Source organism: Mucilaginibacter sp. (assembly GCF_036568825.1).
In the GTDB taxonomy this organism is placed as follows: Bacteria; Bacteroidota; Bacteroidia; order Sphingobacteriales; family Sphingobacteriaceae; genus Mucilaginibacter.
Genome location: NZ_DATCRU010000017.1, coordinates 23,649 through 49,883 on the forward strand (window position 1 = coordinate 23,649; position 26,235 = coordinate 49,883).

The 26,235-nt window shown below is 42.8% G+C and carries 23 protein-coding genes; 10 read left to right on the forward strand and 13 right to left on the reverse strand.

Translation table 11 applies throughout. The features are described from left to right. The first annotated feature begins 38 nt into the window (after positions 1-38). Positions 39-188 carry a hypothetical protein gene (locus VIM89_RS03665; protein ID WP_488154777.1) on the forward strand — a complete coding sequence of 50 codons (150 nt, stop codon included), beginning with the start codon at positions 39-41 and terminating at the stop codon, positions 186-188. 204 nt (positions 189-392) lie between these two features. Here the strand turns inward: VIM89_RS03665 and VIM89_RS03670 are convergent, their stop codons facing one another. From VIM89_RS03670 to VIM89_RS03680, 3 genes are all read right to left on the reverse strand, one after another. After that, entirely contained in the window at positions 393-890 is a 498-nt protein-coding gene (locus VIM89_RS03670; RefSeq protein ID WP_488154778.1) for a nuclear transport factor 2 family protein, read from the reverse strand. A 172-nt stretch (positions 891-1,062) separates the two neighbouring features. After that, positions 1,063-1,830 carry a DUF4846 domain-containing protein gene (locus tag VIM89_RS03675; protein WP_488154779.1) on the reverse strand — a complete coding sequence of 256 codons (768 nt, stop codon included), beginning with the start codon at positions 1,828-1,830 and terminating at the stop codon, positions 1,063-1,065. A gap of 18 nt (positions 1,831-1,848) precedes the next feature. Beyond that, positions 1,849-2,616, reverse strand: coding sequence for a M15 family metallopeptidase (locus tag VIM89_RS03680; protein ID WP_488154780.1), 768 nt, complete (start codon positions 2,614-2,616; stop codon positions 1,849-1,851). A gap of 123 nt (positions 2,617-2,739) precedes the next feature. On the opposite strand from VIM89_RS03680, the gene VIM89_RS03685 reads away from it, so the two are divergent. Beyond that, positions 2,740-3,264: a hypothetical protein gene (locus VIM89_RS03685; RefSeq protein ID WP_488154781.1), complete on the forward strand. Its 525-nt coding sequence runs from the start codon at positions 2,740-2,742 to the stop codon at positions 3,262-3,264. A 152-nt stretch (positions 3,265-3,416) separates the two neighbouring features. On the opposite strand, the gene VIM89_RS03690 is transcribed toward VIM89_RS03685, so the two are convergent. The 4 genes from VIM89_RS03690 to VIM89_RS03705 all read right to left on the reverse strand — a co-directional run bounded on the left by VIM89_RS03690 (position 3,417) and on the right by VIM89_RS03705 (position 8,369). Then, positions 3,417-6,791, reverse strand: a complete 3,375-nt coding sequence (locus VIM89_RS03690) for a methylmalonyl-CoA mutase family protein (protein ID WP_488154782.1) — start codon at positions 6,789-6,791, stop codon at positions 3,417-3,419. A 248-nt stretch (positions 6,792-7,039) separates the two neighbouring features. Continuing rightward, positions 7,040-7,306 carry a hypothetical protein gene (locus tag VIM89_RS03695; RefSeq protein ID WP_488154783.1) on the reverse strand — a complete coding sequence of 89 codons (267 nt, stop codon included), beginning with the start codon at positions 7,304-7,306 and terminating at the stop codon, positions 7,040-7,042. Between the two features lie 167 nt (positions 7,307-7,473). After that, a complete protein-coding gene (locus VIM89_RS03700) occupies positions 7,474-7,626 on the reverse strand; it encodes a hypothetical protein (protein ID WP_488154784.1) in 153 nt (50 codons plus the stop codon). Between the two features lie 398 nt (positions 7,627-8,024). Next, entirely contained in the window at positions 8,025-8,369 is a 345-nt protein-coding gene (locus VIM89_RS03705) for a hypothetical protein (protein WP_488154785.1), read from the reverse strand. Positions 8,370-8,710: 341 nt separating this feature from the next. Here VIM89_RS03705 and mnmL point away from each other — a divergent pair, with 341 nt between their 5' ends. From mnmL to VIM89_RS03730, 5 genes are all read left to right on the forward strand, one after another. Next, positions 8,711-9,655, forward strand: a complete 945-nt coding sequence (gene mnmL, locus VIM89_RS03710) for a tRNA modification radical SAM protein MnmL/YtqA (RefSeq protein ID WP_488154786.1) — start codon at positions 8,711-8,713, stop codon at positions 9,653-9,655. A gap of 78 nt (positions 9,656-9,733) precedes the next feature. Then, positions 9,734-10,936, forward strand: a complete 1,203-nt coding sequence (locus VIM89_RS03715; RefSeq protein ID WP_488154787.1) for an acyltransferase family protein — start codon at positions 9,734-9,736, stop codon at positions 10,934-10,936. A gap of 50 nt (positions 10,937-10,986) precedes the next feature. Next, positions 10,987-12,297, forward strand: a complete 1,311-nt coding sequence (locus VIM89_RS03720; protein ID WP_488154788.1) for an acetylxylan esterase — start codon at positions 10,987-10,989, stop codon at positions 12,295-12,297. 3 nt (positions 12,298-12,300) lie between these two features. Next, positions 12,301-13,155: a hypothetical protein gene (locus VIM89_RS03725; protein ID WP_488154789.1), complete on the forward strand. Its 855-nt coding sequence runs from the start codon at positions 12,301-12,303 to the stop codon at positions 13,153-13,155. Positions 13,156-13,171: 16 nt separating this feature from the next. Beyond that, positions 13,172-15,301 carry a tetratricopeptide repeat protein gene (locus VIM89_RS03730; protein WP_488154790.1) on the forward strand — a complete coding sequence of 710 codons (2,130 nt, stop codon included), beginning with the start codon at positions 13,172-13,174 and terminating at the stop codon, positions 15,299-15,301. Between the two features lie 138 nt (positions 15,302-15,439). Here the strand turns inward: VIM89_RS03730 and VIM89_RS03735 are convergent, their stop codons facing one another. The 4 genes from VIM89_RS03735 to VIM89_RS03750 form a co-directional block, all read right to left on the reverse strand. Then, on the reverse strand, positions 15,440-15,916 hold the full coding sequence (locus tag VIM89_RS03735) for an SRPBCC family protein (RefSeq protein ID WP_488154791.1): 477 nt from the start codon (positions 15,914-15,916) through the stop codon (positions 15,440-15,442). 39 nt (positions 15,917-15,955) lie between these two features. After that, positions 15,956-16,432 (reverse strand): GNAT family N-acetyltransferase, encoded by a 477-nt coding sequence (locus VIM89_RS03740; RefSeq protein WP_488154792.1) that lies wholly within the window; start codon positions 16,430-16,432, stop codon positions 15,956-15,958. After that, positions 16,433-17,269: a sulfurtransferase gene (locus VIM89_RS03745; RefSeq protein WP_488154793.1), complete on the reverse strand. Its 837-nt coding sequence runs from the start codon at positions 17,267-17,269 to the stop codon at positions 16,433-16,435. 63 nt (positions 17,270-17,332) lie between these two features. Then, entirely contained in the window at positions 17,333-17,806 is a 474-nt protein-coding gene (locus VIM89_RS03750; RefSeq protein ID WP_488154794.1) for a ribonuclease H-like YkuK family protein, read from the reverse strand. A 284-nt stretch (positions 17,807-18,090) separates the two neighbouring features. Between VIM89_RS03750 and VIM89_RS03755 the strand changes: the two genes are divergently transcribed. Continuing rightward, complete coding sequence (locus VIM89_RS03755; RefSeq protein WP_488154795.1) at positions 18,091-20,139, forward strand: M13 family metallopeptidase; 2,049 nt, start codon at positions 18,091-18,093, stop codon at positions 20,137-20,139. An 82-nt stretch (positions 20,140-20,221) separates the two neighbouring features. On the opposite strand, the gene VIM89_RS03760 is transcribed toward VIM89_RS03755, so the two are convergent. Next, on the reverse strand, positions 20,222-20,737 hold the full coding sequence (locus VIM89_RS03760) for a hypothetical protein (protein ID WP_488154796.1): 516 nt from the start codon (positions 20,735-20,737) through the stop codon (positions 20,222-20,224). 47 nt (positions 20,738-20,784) lie between these two features. Then, complete coding sequence (gene ettA, locus VIM89_RS03765) at positions 20,785-22,467, reverse strand: energy-dependent translational throttle protein EttA (RefSeq protein WP_488154797.1); 1,683 nt, start codon at positions 22,465-22,467, stop codon at positions 20,785-20,787. Between the two features lie 775 nt (positions 22,468-23,242). On the opposite strand from ettA, the gene VIM89_RS03770 reads away from it, so the two are divergent. Both VIM89_RS03770 and VIM89_RS03775 read left to right on the forward strand, forming a co-directional pair. Further along, positions 23,243-25,783, forward strand: a complete 2,541-nt coding sequence (locus VIM89_RS03770) for an ATP-dependent Clp protease ATP-binding subunit (protein ID WP_488154798.1) — start codon at positions 23,243-23,245, stop codon at positions 25,781-25,783. A 155-nt stretch (positions 25,784-25,938) separates the two neighbouring features. Beyond that, on the forward strand, positions 25,939-26,178 hold the full coding sequence (locus tag VIM89_RS03775) for a hypothetical protein (RefSeq protein WP_488154799.1): 240 nt from the start codon (positions 25,939-25,941) through the stop codon (positions 26,176-26,178). Positions 26,179-26,235 lie beyond the last annotated feature (57 nt).

Below are 26,235 nucleotides of genomic sequence, written 5' to 3' on the forward strand. Positions count from 1 at the left end.
AATAGTTTTGCGATTCATTTCAGAACCAATAACAACAAATGAACCCCGTCAACAGACCAGCTTCGGGCGAAATCAATCAAAACAATGGTGGCCTGTGTAGTGGAAAGGGCATTAGCAAACTTTGCCGAAGCGAGGGCTTTGCGGGAACGATAGTAGGGCAAAGTATTGCAGCCCGTGGTTTTGGTTGATTGCAGGGCAAAGGCTTGTTGCGAAAAGAAGCAAGTGTCTGTTGACTTGATTTTTGGTTACTTTGTATCAAGACAAAGTAACAAAGCCTCCGCGGCAATTGAGCGGACAGAATATCAATTGAATCACTACGTAAAATTAGAACCCTTATAACTTAAAGGCCCCTTCTGCATAAATAGAAAGGGCCTTTACTTTTTCAAAAAGATCTATTTGGTAGACGCCGCCTCTTTGGATGCTTCTATAAGCGGGGTCTGATCATAATAAGCCAGCTCCATATCTATTTTCCCATCTTTATTAAACTCATCAAACTGAACCATATAAAACTTGGCTGTTTTCTTTGTCTTTTTATTGACACAAGTTACCGTCCACCACGATTGCACAGTGAACGGATCTTTGTCGTATTGCAGGCCATCAGGATATCCCTGCTTTGTGACAGTAATTTGTTCCCAATCGTTATAAATACCTGCCCATCCCTTTTTTTCATCGGCTAAACTGTAAGGTTTAGAACTTGAAGGATCATAGAATTTAGCCGTATCTGCATAAAGGTTTGCCAACCCACTCCAATCCTGCTTTAAGAAAAGGTCAAATGAATTGTTAACAACAGTGATGTAGGGATGTTCCTTGTAGATGGTCCCGTTTTTTTGTTCTTGAGCAAAAACACCGCATGAAAGCAGTATAAATGCCGCGATCAATAGTTTTTTCATAACGTTAAAAAATTAGAGGGTGAAGAGATTTGATTTGCTTATAACAATATAGAGAAATAATATTGATATAATCTAATTTAATAAGGTAATTATGAGATAGATGTGTGTATTACGGCTGAATTTACTATGCTGAAATTTTTGATAGTTAAACGATAATAATATTATAATTATATCAATCAAACTTCCTCAAATATTGCGCCGTAACCAAATCGCCATACCAAATGTTAGTGATCTTATCCATCGTGAACCAGTATTGCCCCTTATCATATTGCAGCACCTGCAAATTTTGCGCGGGCATAAAGCTTTGCGCCAGCAGAAACTGTTTTTTATGCTGACTGTTCTCCACCACATCCATCACAATAAAACAATGCCCCGGCGAACCGCCATGTATAAACACATCTCCTGCCTTTAACTCATTTGGATCGGTTACCTTATGCAATTCCTTTTCCAGCGATAAGGTCCCTGCGTAAGAAAATACCAGTTCCATATACCGCATAAAGGTGGGATAGCTGTAATCCTTTTTAGCCTGCAATATCCAATGATCGTTACGATAACGGTAACCGTTCGCATAATGAATATAGTCGCACTTAAAACCGCTCACAAAATTAAAACTGATCTCACTATATCGTTTAGCCTGGTACAAATACTCACCACGGAGCCGCATTACCACGTCGGCACATTGCTGTAGATCTTGTTTGCCTACACTAATGTCGACCACGGCCGCAGTTTCTATATCCGTATGAGCTATTGTGCCATTATAGGTCATAGTATGCGAGCCTGCTGGTTTAAGCGGAAGCTTTTGCAGCCATTCGGCAAAGCTACCGGGCGTTACCTTTTGCTGTGTATAACCGTCAGGTGTTTTAAAACGGGTTACTACATTATCGGGAGGGATTAATGACGAAAAAATGCCAAGGCTCAGGACGGCTAAAATAAATCTCATTATTCCGGGTTTGATATACTAATTTATCAATTCCGGTCGGTATTCAAAATGCATCGTGTCAAAATGATACCACTTGCCGCCCCATATAAATCCATGCTTTTCAAATATGTCCACAATGGTTTGCGGTATCCGGTTTTTGTAGATGAAAGTGGCGTCCTCTTTGGTGCATTTGCAGGCCCATTGCCAGTAATCGGAATAAGCCGTGTTGATATCGATTGTCATCCCGAAACTATGCATGCTATGCCTGTTGGTCCCTGCAATATTGCGCCAGGTAAAAGTGCCGCCAATATTGGTGAGGTACTTTTTCAGTTCAGGATGCTCATCTAATTCTTTGGATATCTGCATCAGTTTCTTATCGATCCCATTAACGGTAGTCACCCTAACCTTTTGCCGAACCAGCTTAGGGCACCAGGTAATTTCAGTCAGATGCTGACTAACCTGCCTTTCCGTCGACCCATATATCTTCATAAAAAATGCTTCATTCCTTACGCGTCCCGGGTCAAAGTTTTTAGCAGACGGTGATTTTAACTTGCCGGTAGAGTATACCTGCCCGAACATATCTTTCAAATCAGGTTGTTCAAGCAGGTCTTTGAATGATTTGTTTTTTATGCCATCATCCCAAACCAAGCTGGTGCCATCTTTGAATATTATATGATTGTTTGAGAAACCGGAAATAAAACCAGGATAACTTTTGATTAGCTTTTTTGCAGCAGGGGGGATGGTTTCTTGAGCGAATGCAGATATGGCAACCAGAAAAATAATAATGCTCAGGATGATTTTTCTCATAAGATTTGATCAAGAATAAACTTAGCCAAAATAACATAATTGTTAGATAAGGTTCTTTTTGAAAATCCAACCAACAAATCAGGAGAATTTGTAATTTTATAATAACGTAAACTTTATCCAATAATGAAAAAGATCATCCTGCTTTTCATACTATTACCGGGCTTTTTATTAAATGTCCATGCACAGTCTTTAACAGAAACAAAAGAATGGGACAACCTTATACAAAGCCTTCAGGACGAGAAATGGAAAGATGCCAATGATCTGTCGACCTCGCTTTTAAACAAAACACCTAAGAATGATCCTGACGATAACATCGCTGCTTTACTACGGTATATGTATATTTATTCGGAGGCTGGATTATTGAACGCGCATAAGTTTACTCAAAAAGAGGCTTTGAAAAATGTGATAGGATTTACAGGCAAGCGGATTATCCTGCCGGCTCACCCCGTTGCATTGAAGAATGCTTTCAATAGCATCCAGATGGTAAACGAAAAAACTGATTCGCTATTTATTACTGCCACAAATAGCGACGCGACACAGATATTCAGTTTCGAATATATTATACTCAATAGCAAGTGGTCGACCGATGATTTTAAAAATAATAATGGTAAATTTTATCGGCTGACAGGAATTATAAAAATCAATTAGTGTTGAAGGCCACATTCTTCCTCGATTCAGAATTATAATAGATCAGGGAACTTACCAAAGCTATGATCATGACTGATTGACATAAATCTCACAGGTAATTAATCAAAAAACTGGTTAACTGATCTCCGGTCACTGATAACCGATCACTGCAATCACATATTCCTCCTATACTGCCCACCCACCTCATACAAAGCATGAGATATCTGCCCCAGCGAGCAATATTTACAAACCTCCATCAGGCTTTCAAAAATATTCTCTCCTGCAATGGCTTTTGCTTGCAGTTCTTTTAACAGGGCAGGCGCTTTATCCGCATTTCGTTCCTGGAAAGCCGCTAATGCCGAGATCTGGAACTGCTTTTCTTCTTCAGTAGCCCTAATCACTTCGGATGGCGTAATAGTCGGTGAACCCTTTTTATTCAGGAAAGTATTTACCCCAACAATAGGGTATTCACCGGTATGTTTTAGTGTTTCGTAATACAATGATTCCTCCTGTATTTTACCTCGCTGATACATGGTTTCCATAGCGCCTAATACCCCGCCACGATCATTAAGCCGTTTAAATTCAGTCAGCACCGCATCCTCCACCAGGTCGGTCAATTCTTCAATTATGAATGAACCTTGAAGCGGGTTTTCATTTTTGGCTAATCCCAGCTCCCGGTTAATGATCAACTGTATAGCCATCGCCCTGCGAACCGATTCTTCCGTAGGCGTAGTGATCGCTTCGTCATAAGCATTAGTATGCAGTGAGTTGCAGTTGTCATAGATTGCATACAAAGCCTGCAAAGTGGTGCGAATATCATTAAAGTCGATCTCCTGCGCATGCAGCGAGCGACCGCTGGTTTGAATATGATATTTCAGTTTTTGAGACCTGTCATTGCCTTTGTATTTATTTTTTATAGCCTTCGCCCACAACCTCCTAGCAACACGACCGATCACTGAATATTCCGGATCGATACCATTGGAAAAGAAAAATGACAGATTCGGGGCAAAATCATCAATATGCATACCCCGGCTCAGATAATACTCCACATAAGTAAACCCGTTGGAGAGGGTAAATGCTAATTGCGTAATCGGATTAGCACCGGCCTCCGCAATATGATATCCTGATATCGACACCGAATAAAAATTACGCGCCTGATTATCAATAAAATACTGTTGAATATCACCCATCATGCGCAGGGCGAACTCAGTAGAAAATATGCAGGTATTTTGTGCCTGGTCCTCCTTCAATATATCTGCTTGAACGGTACCGCGAACGGTTGCAATAGCTTTAGCCTTTATTTTTTCGTATACATCGGCAGGTAAAACCTGGTCGCCGGTGAGGCCAAGCAACATTAGACCAAGGCCGTTATTGCCTTTGGGAAGCTTACCCGAGTAGTGCGGACGAGGAACATCCCTGTCATCATACAACTCCTTAAACTTCGCCTCCACCAAATGCTCCAGTTGATGCTCATGAATATATTTCTCGCATTGTTGGTCGATCACTGCATTCATGAAATAACCAAGAAGCATTGGCGCAGGGCCATTAATGGTCATCGAAACCGAAGTTGACGCATTGCACAGATCAAATCCGCTATACAGTTTTTTAGCGTCATCAACAGTGGCGATGCTTACACCCGAGTTGCCGATCTTCCCATAAATATCGGGTCGTGTATGCGGATCTTCGCCGTAAAGTGTAACCGAATCAAATGCTGTTGATAGCCGGTGCGCAGGTTGCCCCAATGACACATAATGGAAACGTTTGTTAGTCCGCTCCGGACCGCCCTCACCGGCAAACATACGGGTAGGGTCCTCACCCTCGCGCTTAACAGGGAACACGCCGGCGGCATATGGGAATTCTCCCGGCACATTCTCGGTCAGCAACCACCTCAGGATATCACCCCAGGCCCCATAGCGTGGCAGGGCAATCTTTGGCACCTTCAGTTGCGAAAGCGAAGTATAATAAAGCGGCTGACGTATCTCCTTGTCCCGGACTTTGTATATCAGATCATCAGCCTTATATTTTCTCACCGTTTCCGGCCATTCGTTCAATAATCGTTTGCATTCAGGATGCAGATGACTTTCAAGATGCTTGTTTATATCCTGTAGAGACGCAATGCTTTGCGTCTCAGCGGAACGTTCATTTAGTAAATCCAACGCTCCATTTATTTGATACATCTGCTGCGCAATTTTACATTGCTCATTCACCCAATCATCATAAGCCTTACTGTTTTCGGCAATCTCAGCAAGATATCGCGTCCGATCAGGCGGAATAATAAATATCTTTTCCGATTCGCCCCAATGAAGTGCGGCTACATCATATTTTTTGCCGATGAAATCGATACCCGTTTTAGCTTTAATGGTCCGCATCAGGGCCTCGAACAAATTGTTCATCCCCAGATCATTAAACTGCGACGCCATTGTTCCGAAAACCGGGAGGTCTTCATCCTTAGCCTCAAATAATTGATGGTTGCGCTTGTACTGCTTACGCACATCACGCAGGGCATCCAAAGCTCCGCGCTTATCAAATTTGTTCAGCGCAACGATATCAGCAAAGTCAAGCATGTCGATCTTCTCCAACTGTGTTGCCGCACCAAACTCCGGTGTCATTACATATAAAGAGAGGTCGCAATAATCAGTGATCATCGTATCCGACTGACCAATGCCCGACGTTTCAACAATGATCAGGTCAAAGCCTGCAGTTTTGCAAATATCGATCGACTCCTGCACATATTTGGACAACGCCAAATTAGCCTGCCGTGTAGCCAGCGAACGCATATACACCCGCGGGTTATTAATAGAATTCATCCGGATGCGGTCGCCAAGCAAAGCGCCGCCTGTTTTACGTTTGGATGGGTCGACAGAAATAATGGCCAGTGTTTTATCCGTCTCCATCAAAAAACGCCGAACAAATTCATCCACTAATGATGATTTACCAGCACCGCCTGTGCCTGTAATCCCAAGGACTGGAATTCCCACCGCCTTGCGCCCTGCGCCACCCGCTATAACAAATTGCTCGGGCTGATTTTCTGCTAACGTAATCAGTGACGCAATCGCTTTCGGATCTTTTTCTGGCAAGTGTTTTAGTTCACCATTGAGCTTGGCCACCGTCTGGAAATCACATTCCTGTAGCATATCGTTTATCATCCCCTGCAAACCCATCCGGCGACCATCATCGGGCGAGTAAATACGTGCTATGCCATAATCCTGCAACTCTTTTATTTCCTCGGGCAATATTACACCGCCACCACCGCCAAATATTTTAATGTGACCAGCACCGCGCTCTTTCAGCAGGTCGTACATATATTTAAAGTACTCCATGTGCCCGCCCTGGTACGAGGTTAGGGCAATACCCTGCACATCCTCCTGGATAGCGCAATTCACCACCTCATCCACCGAGCGGTTATGCCCCAGATGGATAACCTCGGCACCAGAAGCCTGCAAAATACGGCGCATAATATTAATGGTCGCATCATGCCCGTCAAACAGCGAGGCGGCAGTTACAAAGCGTATCTTATTTTTAGAATGGTAGGGTGCAATGGTTTCCATTGGCGGTATTTATACCACAAAGCTAAGCAAAATAGTTAAAAAGCTATGCGTGCATAATAATGAGTGGATGTGCAGATGAGGAGATGTGCAAATGCGAGAATGTGCAAATATGCAGATGAGTAAATATGCAGATGATATTCAAATTGCTATTAATCATGGTAGTCCTTGAATCATGAAAATCATGGTTCAGACAAAAACGGGAAAGCCCGGCATAGCCAGGCTCTCTATTTTAATTTGTAAGATTTATCTTATTCCGTTTTCTTAACCTTTTTCTTTTCAGTTGTAGTTGTGGTCTTCTTTATGGTGTCCACTTTTTTTGAGGTGTCAGCACCCATTTTCATGCCGGTGTCTTTCTTAGCAGTATCAGCTTTTACGGCTGTGTCTACTTTTGTTGTAGAAGACGAATCCACGCTCTTTGTCGAGTCTGAACTTGAGCTCGAACTGTTCCCTTTGCACGCCGCCAAAGAAAAACATACCGCCGCCGCAAGGAACGAAACTTTAATGTGATTTTTCATAGTGTTGATTATTAATGTTTTGTAATATGTAATTAACCAAATGTTAACAGAAATGTTTGGCTGATGGTTTATTTGGACGATTAAAAGCTGGCAATCAGCAATAAAAAACGGGATCTGTAAAATACAGGTCCCGCTTTGGATCTAATGATCCTTGCTGTTATACAGCATCACTGCTGTTTCTTAACCATTTCACCGGTGGCTTCTTGAGCTTTGATTGCCCTGTTGCCTGTTTTGGCCGCTTCTTTCGTTACCTTTTTGGCGACTGCTGTTACCCGATGAACTTGAAGATGATGATCCTCCCATTCTTCTTGAATTTTCATTTTCCCTTGTGCTTTCAGGATTCTTTGTGGTAGGCATAACTAAAAAATTTAAAAGGTTAACATTTTGGTTAATTGCTTATACTCACGTCAAAACCATGCCCAATACCATTATTTCCGATCGGTAATATATTTTCAATTTAATCAATTGACATATAATTAATTAATAATTTAATTAATTTCCAAGCCGATTATGGCGTGGTTTTTATCAAAAAAATATTGTATTGCGATGGGAACACTTTGCGCACAATTAAACAGTTTAGAATCAGATCTTATAAATCCGAAATCGTAAATCCGACATTCGAAATCCTGCCGGCGTGGTTTTTATCAAAAAGATATTGTATTGCGATGGGAACACTTTGCACAAATTATTAAATCACCGTTCCTGCAAATCCGAAATCCTACAGACTAGCACCAGGAGGCAGTTTTGCAACCTCAGTAGTTTGGGGTAATATATAAGCTCTCTCGACAGCCTCAGTTACCAGCAGGTAATAATTTTTTGGCTCGTTCTTGTCATTTACGGGTTTATTATTAATAACAGCTTGTGCAGCGGCTCCGGCGTCACTATAAATTTGTGATAGCAGGGCGTTCGATGTGCGGTCATATTCTGCTGTAGGCAGATCGTGCCAAACGCCGCAATAATCTATAGCCCGGTAAAATTCCCTGTCGCGCATTTCCTGGTGCAGTAATTCATAATCGCCCGAATCAGGGTTAACTAATTCAATTCTTGTAGTGTAATTTGCCATTGTTTTAATATTTAGGGTTTTAAATAAATCCAAAGTTGGGTCAAATTCTTATATGCCGCAATTCGTTTTTTAACGGTATTTTTTACGTATCAGCCGCAAGTAGAAATACTTGACGGTGACTAATGTGGTAATAACCAGCCCCTCCCTTTTGCTTGCAAAAGGGAGGGTGGTCGAGCGAAGCAATGACCGGGTGGGTAAAATCTGCGAACGACATTACCGCCAATGCATTGCCTTAGTTGCTTCCATAGGTGTCCCTTCAAAATCGTATCTTTGCCCCAATCGGTGTAATCACAACCCCATCAGTGTAATCGTGAAAGTATCGGTGTGATCAAACAAAATCAGTGGAATCGCAACTACAGCAGGGAATAAAGGGATATAACAACTACGGTGCATGGCTGCGCGAAAAGTATAAAGGGCAGCGTGTGTTCAAGGTAATTGTTGATGGTAATTTCACCTGCCCCAACCGTGATGGCTCCAAAGGCTACGGCGGTTGCACCTATTGTAATGTTGATTCGTTTACACCTTCGGTTTCGCGTAAAAATCCATCCATCCGTGAGCAGGTAATACAAGGTGTTGAGCGTGCCCGCAAAGGCAACAGGGCAGATAAGTTTATTATCTACTTTCAACCCAACACCAATACCTATGCACCAGCGCATTATCTGAAAATGTTGTATGATGAAGCATTGAGCTATCATACTGAGGATATCGTAGGCCTGTCAGTCGGCACACGACCAGATTGTATCGACGCTGAAAAAATCGCCTTGCTGGAAAGCTATACTGACCGCTTTGATGTCGACCTGGAAATGGGCATGGAGTCTATTTATAATGACACACTTTCCCAGATCAACCGCGGTTGTAATCATGAAGATTTGATAAATGCATTAAAGCTGGTCGAGAACAGCCCGCTTGATATTTGCGTTCACACCATCTTTGGCTTCCCTTGGGAAACCAAAGAGATGATGCTGAAATATGCCGATGAGATCAACCGCCATCCGCAGATCAAGTTTGTCAAGTTCCATCACCTGCATATTGTGGAAGGCTCAGTAATGGGAGTGAAATATAAACGGGAACCATTCAAGCTTTTTAGCCTGCCGGACTATGCCGATTTCCTGTGTGAGTTGTTACCGCTCGTCCGCCCCGACGTCGTAATACAACGATTGTTCGGTCTCTCGGATATGGAATTATTAATCGCACCCAACTGGGGATTGAAGAAGTCTGAGATTCAGCACTATATCGACAAAACCATTTCCGACCGCGGAATTATTCAGGGCTCCGCCTTTATATAATTCAATAATATTCCTTTATTTTAGCGTGTTATCAAAACTTTGGAGCAGCGGGCTCCGTTAAAAACCAATAAAAAAGTTTTGCCACGCATCGACCTGAAAAATTATATTCCGGCCTTAACGGGCGTACGTGCACTAGCTGCCTATCTTGTTTTTATTTCGCATTACGCCGATGTTTTTGACGGCGAAATGCCGCATGCTTTTCAGCGATTTTTTAATGAGTTTCATATAGGGGTAACCATCTTTTTTGTGCTGTCAGGTTTCCTCATCGCCTTCAGGTATTTTGACAATTTCCATCTCACCGGCGACTGGTTTAAGCAATATCTCAAAAATCGTGTGGCTCGTATTTACCCCATGTATTTTCTGCTGACAGCTGGTGCGTTTATATACTATTACTTTACCCGTGAGCCGGCAATCGTAGGCAAATTCCCGAGCGCTATAGGCTTATTCTTTATGCACATCACCTTTGTGCGCGGGTTTTTCTATCAACTAAATTTTACAGGAATCGGGCCGGGATGGTCGCTTACTGTTGAGGAGTGCTTTTACTTTTCGGCGCCTATCGTATTCTTTATCATAAAAAAATATAACAAGTTCTATGCGCAAATATTCGCTATCACCGCCTTTGGTTTCTTAATGGTGCTGATATTCCGCAATGTGGATTGGTATGGTTTCTTCGGCAACTTTACCTTTATGGAATTGTACACCTATTTCGGTCGCTGCTTTGAGTTTTTTGTGGGGATCAAACTGGCATTATATGTTCGCCAGCATGGCCTGGAACGTAAAAATAATATCAGGTTTACTTACCTGGGTTTTGCTGGAATTTTTGCCTGCATAGCCGCTATGTCAAGATACACTATCCCGATGGGATGGTCGGCGGGCCTGCATAATCCGTTGGGTATCATCACCAATAATTACATCCTTCCCATATTTATAGCTATGTTTTTTTATGGGCTGATCACCGAAGGCAGTAACCTGAAAAAAGTCCTCGCAAATCCCTTTGTAGAGCTGTTGGGCAAAAGCTCATACATCTTCTATTTGATACACCTGGGCTATATGTATGCCATGATCCACCATACCTTCAACTGGCTCAACGACCAGGTGTTTGCCTTATATGATAAATGGGAGGTCGACTGGAATTCACCATTTCAATATGATAGCCTGAACCTATTGTATGCTTTTATCGTATTAAACTGTATTTCAGTACTATTATTTAAGTTTATTGAAGAACCTTTGAACCATTACATCCGGAAATCAAACTTTCTTATTAATAAACCAACAACTTGATATTTTATACTTTACTTTTAAATACTTTCTTAGGAATAAAAATATTGACAGTGAAAAAAGTTAGACTTTTAGTTATCATTTGCGGATTGCTTTCCCTTCTCATCTTCAACAAGGCAGGGGCTGGCGGAATAAAATCCAAAGCGGATGGAGAGGTAAGCACCGAACTCAAAATTCATGACAGCGATGGTATTTTCAGCGGAACAGCGTCTTTCACCTTCTCGGTAAAAAATACATTGAGTAACGAACAATCGGGTACCGTTTCATACCTGGTCACTACCGAAAAAGGCGAGAAGGTAACCTCGAAGATCGTTAGGGTAAAGATCGGCAGCAATAGCTCTGAAAACTACGACTTCAGCATCCCTGACCTGCAAACCGGTTTTTACAAGATCAATTTCATGATCAACGTAAGCGATTACGATGATACCACCAAACGTGCTTTCGGAATCAGACCAAAAGAAATACAATCATCGTATTCACGCCCCGCTGATTTTGATGAGTTCTGGCAAAAAACAAAAGACGAGCTGGCTAAAGTAAAGCCAGAATTTAAAGTGGTACCGCTGCCAAAACAGAATACCGAAAGCCGCGATGTATACGAAATTCAAATGCGCTCGCTGGATAATTACCTCATCAAAGGCTACATGACCCTGCCTAAGACGAAGAATAAGAACCACAAATTTTCTGTGTTATTAGGTTTGCCCGGCTACCAGGTTGATCTGTCGCCAATTGTTGGTTTAGATCCCGATCTGGCCATCATCACACTAAACACCCGGGGGCAGGGAACCAGTCGCGGGGAGATCGATACCCGCCGTGATGAGTTTTTGACTTACCGCATCGAGAACAAAGAAAAATATGTGATGCGCGGTGTGATCATGGATTGCGTTCGCTGTATCGACTTTATATATAGTCAACCTAATTTGAGGCATGATAATATCCTGGCTACCGGCGGTAGTATGGGTGGGTATTTGGCGATTGCTCTGGCAGGCGTTGATAGCCGTATAAACCTGTCATCTGCCCAAAACCCGATCTTATGCGATATCCGCGGATTGTCAGGCGAGGTAGACTGGCCAATCAGCAGCTTTAAAAAATATGCAGCAACCCAGCCAGGCCTGACTATGGAAAAAATATTCAACAACCTGGATTATTTCGACGGGAGGAACTTCGCAGTAAATGTAAAATGCCCTTTCTTAATGGGTATCGGTTTGCTCGACCCGTTTGCACCACCAAATAACGAGTTTGCAACTTATAACCTAATTCCCGGCAGGAAACGCATAATGATCTTTAAGGACCTGTCACATGAGATCAGTCCGAAATATAAAGAATTGGAAGGCAGATGGATGCGCGACGCTTTTGCATTATTTTAAGATATGACAAAGAAATTTACACTTATAAAATATAAGCCGCTGCTGATTGCGTTTTTGCTGATTGGGGCATTGCGCAGCAACAGTTACGCAGGTGGGTTCCCGGTAAGGCCGGGAAGTTTACTGCTATCGCCATCGGTAACTTATTTTTATGCAAATAAGGCGTGGGATTCAACCGGGCACCTTGGTTCTTTTCCTAATAACGGTCATTTTTCGTCATGGACCTATCAGCTATATGCCGAATATGGTTTAAGCCGTCGTTTTACAATAGTGGCCCAACTGCCCTATGTGACCAACACATTTGAGCAAACCGGCTATAGATCTACCGCATCAGGATTGTCGGATTTGGAAACCGGCATCCGCTGGTATGTGGCCAACATCGATTACCGCTTTTACTTCATGGTTCAGGGTACAGTTATTACACCTTTATATATTAACAACCCAAGCTTAGGCTACGGTTTGACAGGAGGGGAGCTGAAACTCATGTTCTCAGGAAGCATGAAGATGTTTGGAACAAATGCCTACTTCACGCTCGAAAACGGTTTCAGGCAATATATTAGCAGCACCGGCCCTTTCCAGGACAGGTATAATGGCACTTTAGGTTTTAACCTGGATAAACAGTTCAAAAATCAGATTTCGGTTTCTGTTGGCGGGTTTTATTCCACAAGCCAGAATAAACAGTTTTTGCCAGCTGAATATTACGCCACTAAAAACTTTTCATTCAACCAGGTTTCACTTAGCTACGGACATTCATTCAGCCGTGAATTCTCTATATTTTTAACCGCAGGTAAATTTATAACAGGACGAAACACGGGCGATGGTGCAAGTGGTTCGGTTTCATTAGTGTTGAAACCGTTTTAAGACATAAACAATTACAATGACCAGGTTACTCATCATATTATTCCTTTTACCTTTTTACTGCCTGGCGCAAACCGCCGATAAGTATATTCAGGCGGGAAACGAAAAAGGCAATCGCAAAGATTACAAAGGCGCTATTGCCGACTTTACCAAAGCTGTTCAGTTAAATGCTAACGCATCAAAGGCATATTTTTACCGCGCCAATGCCGAAGGGAATATTGATGATCATAACGCGGCCATTGCCGACTATACTAAAACCATCGAGCTCGATCCAAATAACACCAACGCCTGGTTCTACCGTGCCAACGCGAAAAATGCAATAAAAGATTATAAAGGCGCCATTGAAGATTTCGACAAGGCGATCTCCATGAATTCGCGCAATGCGGATATGTATCACTATCGAGCCAATGCAAAATCAAACTCAGGTGATTATACCGGTGCGGTTGAAGACTTTACTAAAGCGATGGAACTCGCGCCAACCGATCCTCAATTGTATGAATACCGTGGTGTTGCCAAAGCCAATTTGCACCAGGATAGGGAGGCTATTATCGACTATGACAAGGCGGTTAAACTTGATCCAAAAAATGCTGACCTGATCTATTACCGCGCCAACTCCAAAGGAAACATAGGCGATTTTAAAGGGGCAATAGAAGATTATAACACCACTTTAAGTCTCGATCCTAAAAATGCTCATGCGGTATTTTATCGTGGTAATGCGGAGGGTAATCTTGGCGATTATAAACCGGCCATTGCTGATTATAAGAAAACCATTGAGATGGATCCAAAAATGCCAAACGTATACAAATACCTGGCTCACGCCTTAGCGAATGACGATGATGAACCTGCAGCATTGACCTACTTTGGCAACCAAATAAAGAAAGATCCGAACAATGCCGAATTACACATTTACGATGGCCTTGTAAAAAGCAATATGAACAGGAAAAGTGAAGCCGTTGCTGAATTTAATAAAGCGATAGAGCTTGACCCTAAAAGTTCGGATGCCTATCAGAACCGTTCAGATGCCCGCTATGGATTAAAAGAATATACCGGGGCGATGGAAGACGCAGAGATGGCTGTAAAATTGGACGCTAAAAACAGCTATGCCTACATCTCACGTGCCCGTATAAAGGCATTTAAACACGATACTGCAGGTGCTATGGCTGACTTGAATAAGGCTATTGAAGTCGCTCCAAAAAATGACTATGCTTATGCCATCCGCGGTGATATGAAATATTCACTGAAACAGTATACAGCTGCTATGGCCGACTATAATAAGATGATGGATTTTGGCGCCTCAAATGCTGAAAACTACTTGAGGAGGATTAAAGGCAGGATAAAGCTCGGAGACCGCAAAGGTGCTTTGGAAGACACGAAAGATATGATCGATCTGAACTCAAGATTCCAGCGTTTATATGTGGAGTTGGGCAAGATTTTGATCGATGGCAAATTTTATAAAGAGGCCCAGGACCTGTACGATAAAATGATAAAGGCCCATCCCAAAAATGGCGACTTCTATGTAGAACGCGGAGTGGCCAAACAAAACCTCGGAAACATAACTGAAGCCATAGCCGATTATGATATGGCTATGCGATTAGATTCAGCTTCAGGTGCCGCTTATTATAACCGTGGTAATGCCAAACTGATGAAGGGAGATTATGATGGTGCATTAAAAGATATTGACCGCGCGATAAAGATCAGCAAAGAAGAAGACGGTGAAGCTTATTTTGTACGCGGCAATGTTCGTGTGGCACAAAAGGACTATGAGAGGGCCATAGACGATTATAACAGCGCCTTGTATCTTGATATCACCAATACCAAAGCTTTCGCCTATCGTGGACTCGCCAAAAGCTATCTGAACGACGCCGAAGGCGCCAACGCTGACCTGGCCGAAGCCATGCGCATCGACCCTAAAAACGAAGATTTTTTCAATTTACGCGGACAAGCAAAATTCAACCTGAAAGATGTTTCCGGAGCAATAAAAGATTACGATTCCGCCATCGCGTTAGACCCGCAGGACGCAGCTCCATATCTTAATCGCGGCTTAGCAAAAGTCGGCAGAGATAATACAGGTGCATGTGCCGATATGAATAAAGCCCTGCAACTTGGCTCAAAAGCCGCTGCGGACGCGTTGAAGAAGTATTGTCATTGATTCCAAGTATTACTTAATGTGTCATTGCGATGAACGGCCTGAGCGGTGAAGAAGCAATCGCATGCTATGCAGGGCGAATATGCATGGCGGCTCTGTACAGTTCGCGATTGCCGCACTGCGTTCGCAATGACATATTTATTAAGGTTCGACTTTGTTCCCAAACAATTTCCCAATCGCCTCCTCCCTAAAATCAAACACGCCCTTCAATTTCTCCCTCACAAAAAGTCCATTTGCCATTCTCCCAATAAACCCATACGGAATAGCATAATTCACAATATCCGTCATCATTATCCCGCCATCAACCTGTTTAAAATGATGCTGATGGTGCCATAGTGCATAAGGGCCGAAGCGCTGCTCATCAACAAAATATTCTTTCTCTTTTACATGGGTGATCTCCGTCATCCATCTAAGTTTAATACCGAATAATGGCGAGACAAAATAAGTGATGATCATCCCAGGATATACTTTATCGGTATCCTTGTACTCTGAAGTAACCACAAAATTCATATCCGGCGGAGTGATCTTTACCAGGTTTAGCGGCGAGGTGAAAAAATCCCACGCCTTATCCAGCGTAGTCGGAATAAATGTTTCGTATTTAAGGGTGTAGCTTTTCACTATAGAACTAACGGTATCTTTCGGGGTAAGGTTTTCGGGTTACTGATCTTTGTCAGGGAGTTCCATCCGCATTTCGATCAAATGTTTACTGAAACCGATTTTTTCATAAGCTTTCACCGCCGGCAGATTGTCGCTATAAACATCCAGCCTGAATTCGGTTATGCCTTGCCCTGTAGTCCAGTCCTGTAATGCAGCTATAACTCTTTTGTTGACACCTTTGCCGCGGTGTTCAGGCTTTACATACATAAAACCCAGGTAAGCATGTTTAGGATGTTTTAAATATATCTTCGAATCCTCGATACGCGCATATCCGCTGCCAATGATCTCACCATTTAATTCGGCAACTATCACTTCAATGTGCGGAGCCTGGATCATTGCAGCAATGTCATAATAATTGATATGGCCATCCTTCAAAGTTGGATCAAATGGACGCTCAGTTTGGATTATTCCCTGTTCAAACTCCAGTAGAATATCCAGATCGGCAAGTGTTGCTGTGCGGGTGATGATCTCCTCCATTTATTTCTGATCAGTGGCAATCGGCAAATCCCTTCTCGACCATTCGCTCCACGAGCCTACATACATTTTTGGTCCGGTAATCCCTGCATAATCCATCCCCAACAAAGTATGACAAGCCGTAACACCCGAGCCGCAGTGAACAATCACCTCATCAGGCTTAACATCGCCCAATAATTTCTCATAAGCTGCCTTTAATTCTTCCGGAGATTTGTATTTGCCATTAGCATCCAGGTTAAGTGTATATGGCATATTCTCCGCTCCCGGAATATGACCTGCTATCAAGTCAATAGGTTCCATCTGTCCTAGATATCGGGGTGTCTCCCGCACATCGATCACCATTTTGTGGCTATCTTTTGCCGCTTTGCCGGTCTCTTCAATATCCACCGTTCCTGCAAAATTTGCCGGTACAGGATAATCTCCAACAGCAGGAACAGTATAAGATTCAGTACTTAATGGCACACCTGCATCAACAGCTGCTTTCAGCCCACCATTTAACACCTGTACTTTTTTATGACCAATGGCCCTCAACATCCACCATAGTCTTGCACCACCAAAGGCAGCAGCTTTATCATCGTATACTACAACATGACTTTCGGGCGTAATTCCCCACTCACCTAATTTTTTTGAAAAGCTTTCAATTGGGGGCAAAGGATGACGTCCGCCATTGGCGGCATTTTCGGGCAGGAGCGCAAGGTCTCTATCCAGGTCGGCAAATTGGGCGCCTTCCAGGTGTCCTGCGTCGTAACGCCGGCGGGCATCGGCCCCGGCACGAGCGTCGATAAGTATAATAGGGCCCTTTATGGACCTTAGTTCTTCAATCTCAATTAATGGCGACATGGTATCAGTATTTATATCTTCAAAGATATAAATGCGCCGCCAAATGCAACTATTTTACCGGCCTTACTGCACTATTTTATTGGCGCAATACGAGCTGGCAAAGGCTTCAGGTTTTGCCTTGAATACAAAGCCCATGCTCAGGATGTAGCCCATTGCTTCGTGCAAAGCCTGGTTTGATTTGAACATCGGGTTGGTATTGATATCAGCATGAACTTCCAGGTCAACATCATACAGGTCGAGCAGATCGCACAATTTGTAAGCAATGTCGATGGATTTTTGCACCTCGCTAAGCATACGCTCTTTGATGCTCATCTTTTGCCCGGTACGTTCCTGATGGATGAACATAAAGCCGCCGCGCCCCTCACGAAGGAACACGATAACAGTGGCAAAATCGGTAACGTTACCTTTTACCTGCGAGTCGGTACCAATGCAAACCTTCAGTTTGTTGCCCAGCAGACTTTCTCTTTCAATAGCTTGTTCTACTTCTTCGAGGATTGGCGAATGGATGATCTCGCCGCTAAATTTTCTCCAGGTCATAAAATTTTTTTAGGTTAATTTTAACTGACCTGTGTTTCAGGTCTATAAAAATAAGCGATAAGCTCTCATATAAACGTTAAGCCGTTGTGATTTATTTGTTAACAGTCTGTTGTTTATTAACAGGCTGTTATTCAAAGATAAGTATATTTTGAGTAAAATCAGTAAGCGCGGGTTTTTCGGTACTATATAGATTTGACAACTTTTGGAAAGTTGTCAAATCTTCGAAAGTGTCGAAAAGGACTTGTATATTTAACTTTTCTCAACAATTAACCAAATCCTATCTTATGAAGTTTACACATTGGGCCATGCTATCCACCGCGGTTTTTGCGGTTGCAGCCTGTAAGCAAAAAATTGAAGACAAATCGGCCTCTGTGCCAAAACGTACCGTTTTTTTTGACAAGAGCGGTATGGACACTACCGTAAAACCCGGCGAAAACTTTGCCTTGTACGCCAACGGCAAATGGTTTAAGGATACCAAAATACCACCATCAGAAACTGGTTGGGGATCATTCTATACCGTATCCGATGACAACATTAAACATGTGCACGAAATACTGAATGATGTATCATCAACAGACCACCCATCAGGCAGCCTGGAGCAAAAGGTAGGCGACCTGTACAAAAGCGGTATGGATACTGCCACTATTGAAAAGCTGGGTTATGATCCGATCAAACCGCAGTTAGAAAAGATCAATGAAGTTAAAGATTATAAAGACTTAGTAAAACTAGCCGCAGATGGCTTTAAAACGGGCGACGGCTTCTTATTCGGTTTTTATGTTTCGCCGGATGACCGGATCGCCTCAAAAAATGCTGCGCATTTTGACCAGACCGGCCTTGGGCTACCTGAGCGAGAATATTATTTCGAGAATGATTCGACCTCGAAAAAAATACGCGCTGCTTATGTAAAATATATCGCTCAACTTTTCACGTTTACCGGTACAGACGCTGCTACCGCCGCTAAAAAAGCGGATGGTATATTGAAATTGGAAACTGCCATCGCGCAATCGCACCTTACTCCGGTTGAGCTCCGTGATCCGGTTAAGAATTATAATAAACTCACTACTACCGATCTGCAAAAGTTAATGCCTGATCTGGATCTGAAAGACGCCTTCGACAGAATGGCACTTAAAACAGATACCGTATTGGTTGGTCAGCCCAATTACTATAAGGCATTGGATAACCTGCTGAAAACGCAGCCGATAGATGTTTGGAAGGATAAAGCAACTTTCGAGGCCATAAATGGGGCTTCAAATATGTTGAGCAAGAAGTTCAGAGATGCTCATTTTGATTTCTTTGGAAAAACATTGCAGGGGCAAAAAGTACAAAAGGAGCGCTGGAAGCTGATGTCATACAATGTAGACAACTGGCTGGGCGAACTGCTGGGACAACTATATGTCGAAAAATATTTCCCGCCTGATGCTAAAAAACGCATGCTCGACCTGGTGAACAACCTGCAAAGCACCTACAAAGACCGCATAGAAAAACTGGACTGGATGAGCCCTGAAACCAAGAAGCAGGCGCTTGCTAAATTGGCTGCTTTTACCAAGAAGATCGGTTATCCTGACAAATGGAAAAAATACGATGATGTTACTATTGATAAAGGCTCATATTATGCCAACGGTCAATCGGTAGCCAAACATGATTATAACGAAATGATCAAAAAGGTGAATAAGCCTGTCGACCGCAGCGAATGGGGGATGACACCGCCGACCGTAAATGCTTATTATAACCCGACATTTAATGAGATCGTATTCCCTGCAGGTATATTGCAATTCCCATTCTTTGATAAGGATGCAGATGATGCGATCAACTATGGCGCTATAGGTGCAGTGATCGGCCACGAAATGACCCACGGTTTTGACGATCAGGGCCGCCAGTACGACAAGGATGGCAACCTGAAAGACTGGTGGACAAAAGACGATGCTGCAAAATTTACCAAACGTGTGCAGGTGATGATCGATCAGTATGACAAATACACCGTGCTTGACGGTCTTCACGTAAACGGAAAGCTTACCCAGGGAGAAGACCTGGCGGATATAGGCGGATTGGCCATTGCCTACCAGGCATTTAAAAACACCCCGCAAGGCAAAGGCGATACGAAGATAGATGGCCTGACACCTGATCAGCGTTTCTTCCTGTCATTTGCCCAGGTATGGCGCGTGAAAACCAGTGACGAAACCATGCGCATGCGTATCAAACTCGACCCGCACGCTCCTGAAATGTACCGTGTAGATGGTCCATTATCAAACACACCGGCATTTTTCAAAGCCTTTGACATTAAGCCGGGCGATAAAATGTACCGTGATGAAAAGGATATGGTGAAGGTGTGGTAGTTTGAGGTGAAATGTTAAAGGCGAAAGGTAAAAGGTTTTTTTTAAGACTTACGAAGTTTCAAAAACTTCGTAAGTCTATTTGCTATTGGTCGTTTTTAGACATTCTCTTATATGATTTATGCTGAATTTGGATAAGCTTATTGGTTTCGGGATCAACATAAAACTCAAATAATTCATCAGCCAACATTCTTTCAGAAAAACGTTTGCTTTGAAAGGGGCCGTCAGTCCAGATATACTTTTGGCTTCGTTTGTTCCAAAGCCTCCCATCTTTAAACTCTACTTTATCTGCTACGTACCATAAGGCTATCTCTTTGTAATCTAATAACCTGGTTGGTATGCGACTTATTATCTCAGAATGTACGCTATCCCAGTCTTGACCTATCTGCCCTCTCAAAAATCGAATAAGTAGTTGAGTATTAATCTTGCCGTTATAAAACTCTCCGGTTTTCTTTACGCTTTCATGTTGAGGAAGCATTTCAATTTGACTATATTTCTTTGTATTCCTTTCATCAGCAAAACGGCCGTTAACAAGATGATCTCGTTTACTGCCTGAAGTTTTCATTTTACTGATCAGCCATCTTTTATTATGCTCTCTCATTTCTATATATTTTCATTTGCACATCTGCATATCCACGCATCCGCACATCACCCCACCAGCTTTTTATACTTTATCCTATGCGGTGTCACATCACCCACACGTTTTTTACGATTTTCCTCATACGCCGTATAATCACCTTCAAAGAAATAAACCTGCGAGTTACCTTCAAACGCCAGGATATGGGTACAAACACGGTCGAGGAACCAGCGGTCGTGGCTGATGATGACGGCGCATCCGCCAAAGTTTTCCAGGGCTTCTTCCAGTGAGCGTAAAGTATTTACGTCGATATCATTGGTTGGCTCATCGAGCAGCAATACGTTCGATCCTTTTTTCAGCGTGATAGACAAATGCACACGGTTACGCTCACCACCTGAAAGTACTCCAACCTTCTTCTGCTGATCAGCGCCATTAAAGTTAAACTTGGATACATAGGCCCTTGAGTTCAAAGGACGATTACCTACCATAATGTTATCCAGTCCGCCGGTAACGTTTTCCCAAACGGATTTATTAGGGTCGAGGTCATCATGCATCTGGTCGACATAACCCAAAGCAACGGTTTCACCAACACGGAAAGTACCGGCATCTGGTTTTTCCTGGCCAGTGATCAACCTAAATAAAGTAGTTTTACCCGCACCGTTTGGTCCAATAATACCTACTATACCCGCAGGCGGCAACGAAAAACTCAGATTTTCGAACAATACTCGATCGCCATAAGCCTTGGTTACGCCATTGGCTTCGATCACCACATTGCCCAAACGTGGTCCCGGTGGGATGAACAGCTCCAGTTTGTCTTCACGCTCCTTCGTTTCTTCGGAGGCCAGTTTTTCATAGTTCGATAAACGTGCCTTTCCTTTAGCCTGGCGTGCTTTCGGCGCCATACGCACCCATTCCAACTCGCGTTCCAATGTTTTCTGGCGTTTGCTCTCAGTTTTCTCTTCCTGTGCCAAACGTTTTGCCTTCTGATCCAGCCATGATGAATAATTGCCTTTCCACGGAATACCTTCGCCACGGTCAAGCTCCAAAATCCATCCGGCTACATTATCTAAGAAATAGCGGTCGTGCGTTACAGCTATAACGGTTCCTTTATATTGCTTAAGATGTTGCTCCAGCCAGTCGATTGACTCAGCATCTAAGTGGTTGGTTGGCTCATCGAGCAATAACACATCCGGTTCCTGCAAAAGCAATCGGCACATCGCCACGCGGCGGCGTTCACCACCAGATAACACCGATATTTTAGTATCCGGCTCGGGGCAACGAAGCGCATCCATCGCTCTTTCCAGTTTCGAATCCAGTTCCCATGCGTTAACCGCATCTATCTTATCCTGCAATTCGCCCTGGCGTGCCATCAGCTTATCCATCGCATCCGGGTCGCTGTAAACCTCTTCCAGACCAAATTTTTCGTTGATATCTTCGTATTCCTTTAATATGGCGGTGATTTCGGCTACACCTTCTTCCACTACTTCTCTTACCGTTTTATTCGGATCAAGCTCAGGTTCCTGCGCCAAATAGCCAACGGTATATCCCGGCGAGAAAACAACCTCACCCTGAATGGATTTGTCTATCCCGGCAATGATCTTTAACAAAGAAGATTTGCCCGACCCGTTTAGACCGATCACACCGATCTTGGCGCCATAAAAAAAGGATAGGTAAATATTCTTTAAAACCTGTTTTTGCGGAGGATATATCTTGCTCACTCCGGCCATTGAAAAAATGATCTTTTCGTCTGCCATGTTTTTAATTAGTGAATGATTTATTTAATGACTGAATTAGCGAATGAGTGAATTAGTGATTATACTGGTTATTGAAGACCAAAATTTTACTTAGTCATTCACTAATTCACTCATTCGCTAAATAAATTTCTTCGGGGTCACAAATATGCTTAAATTTGATAGAATAGCAATTCTTTTGTAGTGGATTTAGTTGCCGGCAGATCGGCCATTCTCTCACTCAACTTATCCGCTCCAAAATGTAACATTCTAAACCTGGTTATCGTCTATGTAATAAATGCCCTGGTTTTTGAGTTTGGATTGACGGGATAGGCCATTTGGTAGGTTTAAAGCCATATTCTTGTGGATATCTTGAAAACTAGGCAAATATAATTGATAAAATAAAGATCATTTTTGAATAGGGCTCGTATAAAGAAACGGGAAGTGGCGGATTTGAAAAGAGGTTGATGCCTAATTGTCAGAAACAGTGACGAAATTTCTTGTTTCGTGATACTGGGCTCGGGTTTGAAAAAGTTAAACTTTTTGATGATTTCATTGTCAATAAGTTAAGACAGGAAAATAGGTTGATTAATGGCTGTTATAACAGTTTTTTGTCAACATATACTTGTAATAATGGTTTTCTTTGATGAGATTGCGTATCATAATAATGTCTGTTTTTGCTGTGGCCTTGTAATTGGCAATATAGTTGTCATAGTATTGTGGAATAAAACAGACGTCTTAATGTTGAAGCAAACTAATTGTTAAGTTAGGACGTACATAATTTTTGGAAAGGTATTATATGGAAGCTAAATTTTCGCCGCGGGTTAAGGATGTTATTCAATATAGCAGGGAAGAGGCTTTACGCCTTGGCCACGACTATATTGGAACCGAACATCTTTTACTTGGGCTAATTCGCGACGGCGACGGTATTGCAATTAAATTGCTGAAAGGATTGAACGTTGATACCGCCAAACTACGTCGTGCCGTTGAAGATGCCGTTAAAGGCACCATCGGAACCAATGTTCACATTGGAAGTATCCCGCTGACTAAGCAAGCGGAAAAAGTATTAAAAATCACTTACCTGGAAGCCAAGATATTTAAGAGCGATGTAATCGGAACCGAACACCTCTTGTTATCTATCCTGCGCGACGAGGATAATATCGCATCGCAGATCTTGTTGCAGTTTAATGTTAACTACGAAATATTTAAGGGCGAAGTAGAATCGCACAAAAATGATGTGACCGACGAAATGCCTGGCTCACCAACCGGTGGCGAGGACGATTTCAAGGAAGAAGATTCTTTCAGTCAGCCTAAAAAAGTATCCGATATTAAATCAAAAACACCCGTACTTGATAATTTCGGTCGCGATTTGACCAAAGCTGCCGAAGATGGCCGTTTGGATCCTATCGTTGGCCGTGAGAAAGAGATCGAACGCGTATCGCAGATATTATCACGCCGCAAAAAGAACAACCCGATCCTGATCGGTGAGCCCGGTGTAGGTAAATCAGCAATTGCCGAAGGTTTGGCATTGCGTATCGTTCAGCGCAAAGTATCACGTGTATTATTCAATAAACGTGTAGTTACCCTTGATCTGGCTTCATTGGTTGCCGGTACCAAATACCGCGGCCAGTTTGAAGAGCGTATGAAAGCGGTAATGAATGAACTGGAAAAATCTCCTGACGTAATATTGTTTATCGACGAGATACATACTATCGTAGGTGCAGGTGGTGCTTCTGGCTCGCTGGATGCATCAAACATGTTCAAACCTGCTTTGGCAAGGGGCGAAATCCAATGCATCGGGGCTACTACATTAGACGAATATCGTCAGTATATTGAAAAAGATGGCGCTTTAGACCGTCGTTTCCAGAAGGTAATGGTCGAGCCGGCTACTCCGGATGAAACCATCGAGATATTGACCCGCATTAAGGATAAATACGAAGAGCACCATGGCGTAACTTATACTCCTGAAGCAATCAACGCTTGCGTTACTTTAACTGCAAGATACATTACTGACAGGTTTTTACCGGATAAAGCTATTGATGCGCTGGATGAATCAGGTTCACGTGTGCACCTGACCAATATCCACGTTCCGCAAAATATTCTGGATGTTGAGGCCAAGATCGAACAGATCAAAATTGAAAAGAACAAAGTTGTCCGCAGCCAGAAATATGAGGAAGCTGCAAAACTGCGTGATACTGAAAAACACTTGCTGGAAGAACTGGAACAGGCTAAAGCAGTTTGGGAAGCTGAGACAAAATCAAAACGCTATACCGTAACTGAAGAAAACGTTGCAGAAGTAGTTGCTATGATGACCGGTATCCCGGTTCAGCGTGTAGGACAGGCAGACAGCCAGAAATTGCTGCAAATGTCTGAAACTATCGCGAGCAAGATCATCGGTCAGGAAGATGCGATCAAGAAATTGACCCGCGCTATACAACGTACCCGTGCGGGATTGAAAGATCCTAAAAAACCTATCGGTTCATTCATATTCCTTGGCCCTACAGGTGTAGGTAAAACCGAGCTGGCAAAAGAACTTGCACGCTTTATGTTTGATACCGAGGATGCCCTGATACAGATAGACATGAGCGAATACATGGAAAAATTCGCTGTATCAAGATTGGTTGGTGCGCCTCCGGGTTATGTAGGATACGAAGAAGGCGGACAGCTGACAGAAAAAGTTCGTCGCAAGCCATATGCAGTTATCCTGCTGGACGAGATCGAAAAAGCTCACCCTGATGTATTCAATATCCTGTTACAGGTATTGGACGAAGGCCAGCTAACCGACTCACTGGGCCGTAAGGTTGACTTCAGGAACACTATTATCATCATGACCTCGAACATTGGTGCACGCCAGTTGAAAGACTTCGGTCAGGGTGTTGGTTTCAGCACTTCGGCTAAAGCTAACCAGGCTGATGCACACTCAAGAGGTGTAATCGAAAACGCTTTGAAACGCGCTTTTGCTCCAGAGTTCCTGAACCGTATTGATGACGTGATCGTGTTCAACTCACTGGGTAAAGAAGAGATCTTCAAGATCATCGATATCGAACTGGCATTCTTATTCGGCCGTGTAAATACGCTTGGTTACAAGATCGCACTGACCGATAATGCCAAAGAGTTCATCGCCGACAAAGGTTTCGACTCACAGTTCGGTGCTCGTCCGTTGAAACGTGCCATCCAGAAATACCTGGAAGACCCGATCGCTGAAGAAATACTGAAAGGCGAACTATCTGAAGGCGATGTGATGGAAGTAGATTACGACAAGGAAACCGATCAGATCAAAGTGGTCGATAAAACTAAAAAAGGCGAAAACAAAAAGCCTAAAGAAGAAGAGCAGGAATAATTGATCTTCTTTCAGAATAAAGAAAACCCCGCCGGTTAAAACTGGCGGGGTTTTTGTTTTCAATATTAACGTGTTATAAAACATGTGTAAAACATTTATTATATAACACGTGTTAATTTATTATTATTGATTGTAAATAACTGATCTGTAATAATATGGATAACGAGCAACTATACGATAATATCCAGGAGATTAAAACGGCATTCGTGATCACATTTTTGATTGCGGTATATTGTTTTTGTATGGATATGAGATTTGTTTCGGCCCACGTGCAATGGAAAGTTGTATGTGATTCAACAGGTTTTATTATAGTAACCGCTATTGACACAACACTTTTTTTCGAGCTGTTAAGGCTGAAGAAAGCATATAAAGAGATACCCGAAGATTCGGATTAATTTCCCGAACCGGGTTAAGCACAAAAGGCAAGCCGATCAGCTTGCCTTTTGTGTTAT

Coding starts and splice junctions, on each gene's coding strand:
- VIM89_RS03730 (WP_488154790.1), top strand. CDS start 13,172: ATGACCAGGTTACTCATCATATTATTCCTTTTACCTTTTTACTGCCTG.
- VIM89_RS03725 (WP_488154789.1), top strand. CDS start 12,301: ATGACAAAGAAATTTACACTTATAAAATATAAGCCGCTGCTGATTGCG.
- VIM89_RS03745 (WP_488154793.1), bottom strand. CDS start 17,269: ATGTCGCCATTAATTGAGATTGAAGAACTAAGGTCCATAAAGGGCCCT.
- ettA (WP_488154797.1), bottom strand. CDS start 22,467: ATGGCAGACGAAAAGATCATTTTTTCAATGGCCGGAGTGAGCAAGATA.
- VIM89_RS03755 (WP_488154795.1), top strand. CDS start 18,091: ATGAAGTTTACACATTGGGCCATGCTATCCACCGCGGTTTTTGCGGTT.
- VIM89_RS03775 (WP_488154799.1), top strand. CDS start 25,939: ATGGATAACGAGCAACTATACGATAATATCCAGGAGATTAAAACGGCA.
- VIM89_RS03680 (WP_488154780.1), bottom strand. CDS start 2,616: ATGAGAAAAATCATCCTGAGCATTATTATTTTTCTGGTTGCCATATCT.
- VIM89_RS03760 (WP_488154796.1), bottom strand. CDS start 20,737: ATGAGAGAGCATAATAAAAGATGGCTGATCAGTAAAATGAAAACTTCA.
- VIM89_RS03670 (WP_488154778.1), bottom strand. CDS start 890: ATGAAAAAACTATTGATCGCGGCATTTATACTGCTTTCATGCGGTGTT.
- VIM89_RS03770 (WP_488154798.1), top strand. CDS start 23,243: ATGGAAGCTAAATTTTCGCCGCGGGTTAAGGATGTTATTCAATATAGC.
- VIM89_RS03750 (WP_488154794.1), bottom strand. CDS start 17,806: ATGACCTGGAGAAAATTTAGCGGCGAGATCATCCATTCGCCAATCCTC.
- VIM89_RS03740 (WP_488154792.1), bottom strand. CDS start 16,432: ATGGAGGAGATCATCACCCGCACAGCAACACTTGCCGATCTGGATATT.
- VIM89_RS03700 (WP_488154784.1), bottom strand. CDS start 7,626: ATGAAAATTCAAGAAGAATGGGAGGATCATCATCTTCAAGTTCATCGG.
- VIM89_RS03675 (WP_488154779.1), bottom strand. CDS start 1,830: ATGAGATTTATTTTAGCCGTCCTGAGCCTTGGCATTTTTTCGTCATTA.
- VIM89_RS03690 (WP_488154782.1), bottom strand. CDS start 6,791: ATGGAAACCATTGCACCCTACCATTCTAAAAATAAGATACGCTTTGTA.
- VIM89_RS03695 (WP_488154783.1), bottom strand. CDS start 7,306: ATGAAAAATCACATTAAAGTTTCGTTCCTTGCGGCGGCGGTATGTTTT.
- VIM89_RS03665 (WP_488154777.1), top strand. CDS start 39: ATGAACCCCGTCAACAGACCAGCTTCGGGCGAAATCAATCAAAACAAT.
- VIM89_RS03705 (WP_488154785.1), bottom strand. CDS start 8,369: ATGGCAAATTACACTACAAGAATTGAATTAGTTAACCCTGATTCGGGC.
- VIM89_RS03685 (WP_488154781.1), top strand. CDS start 2,740: ATGAAAAAGATCATCCTGCTTTTCATACTATTACCGGGCTTTTTATTA.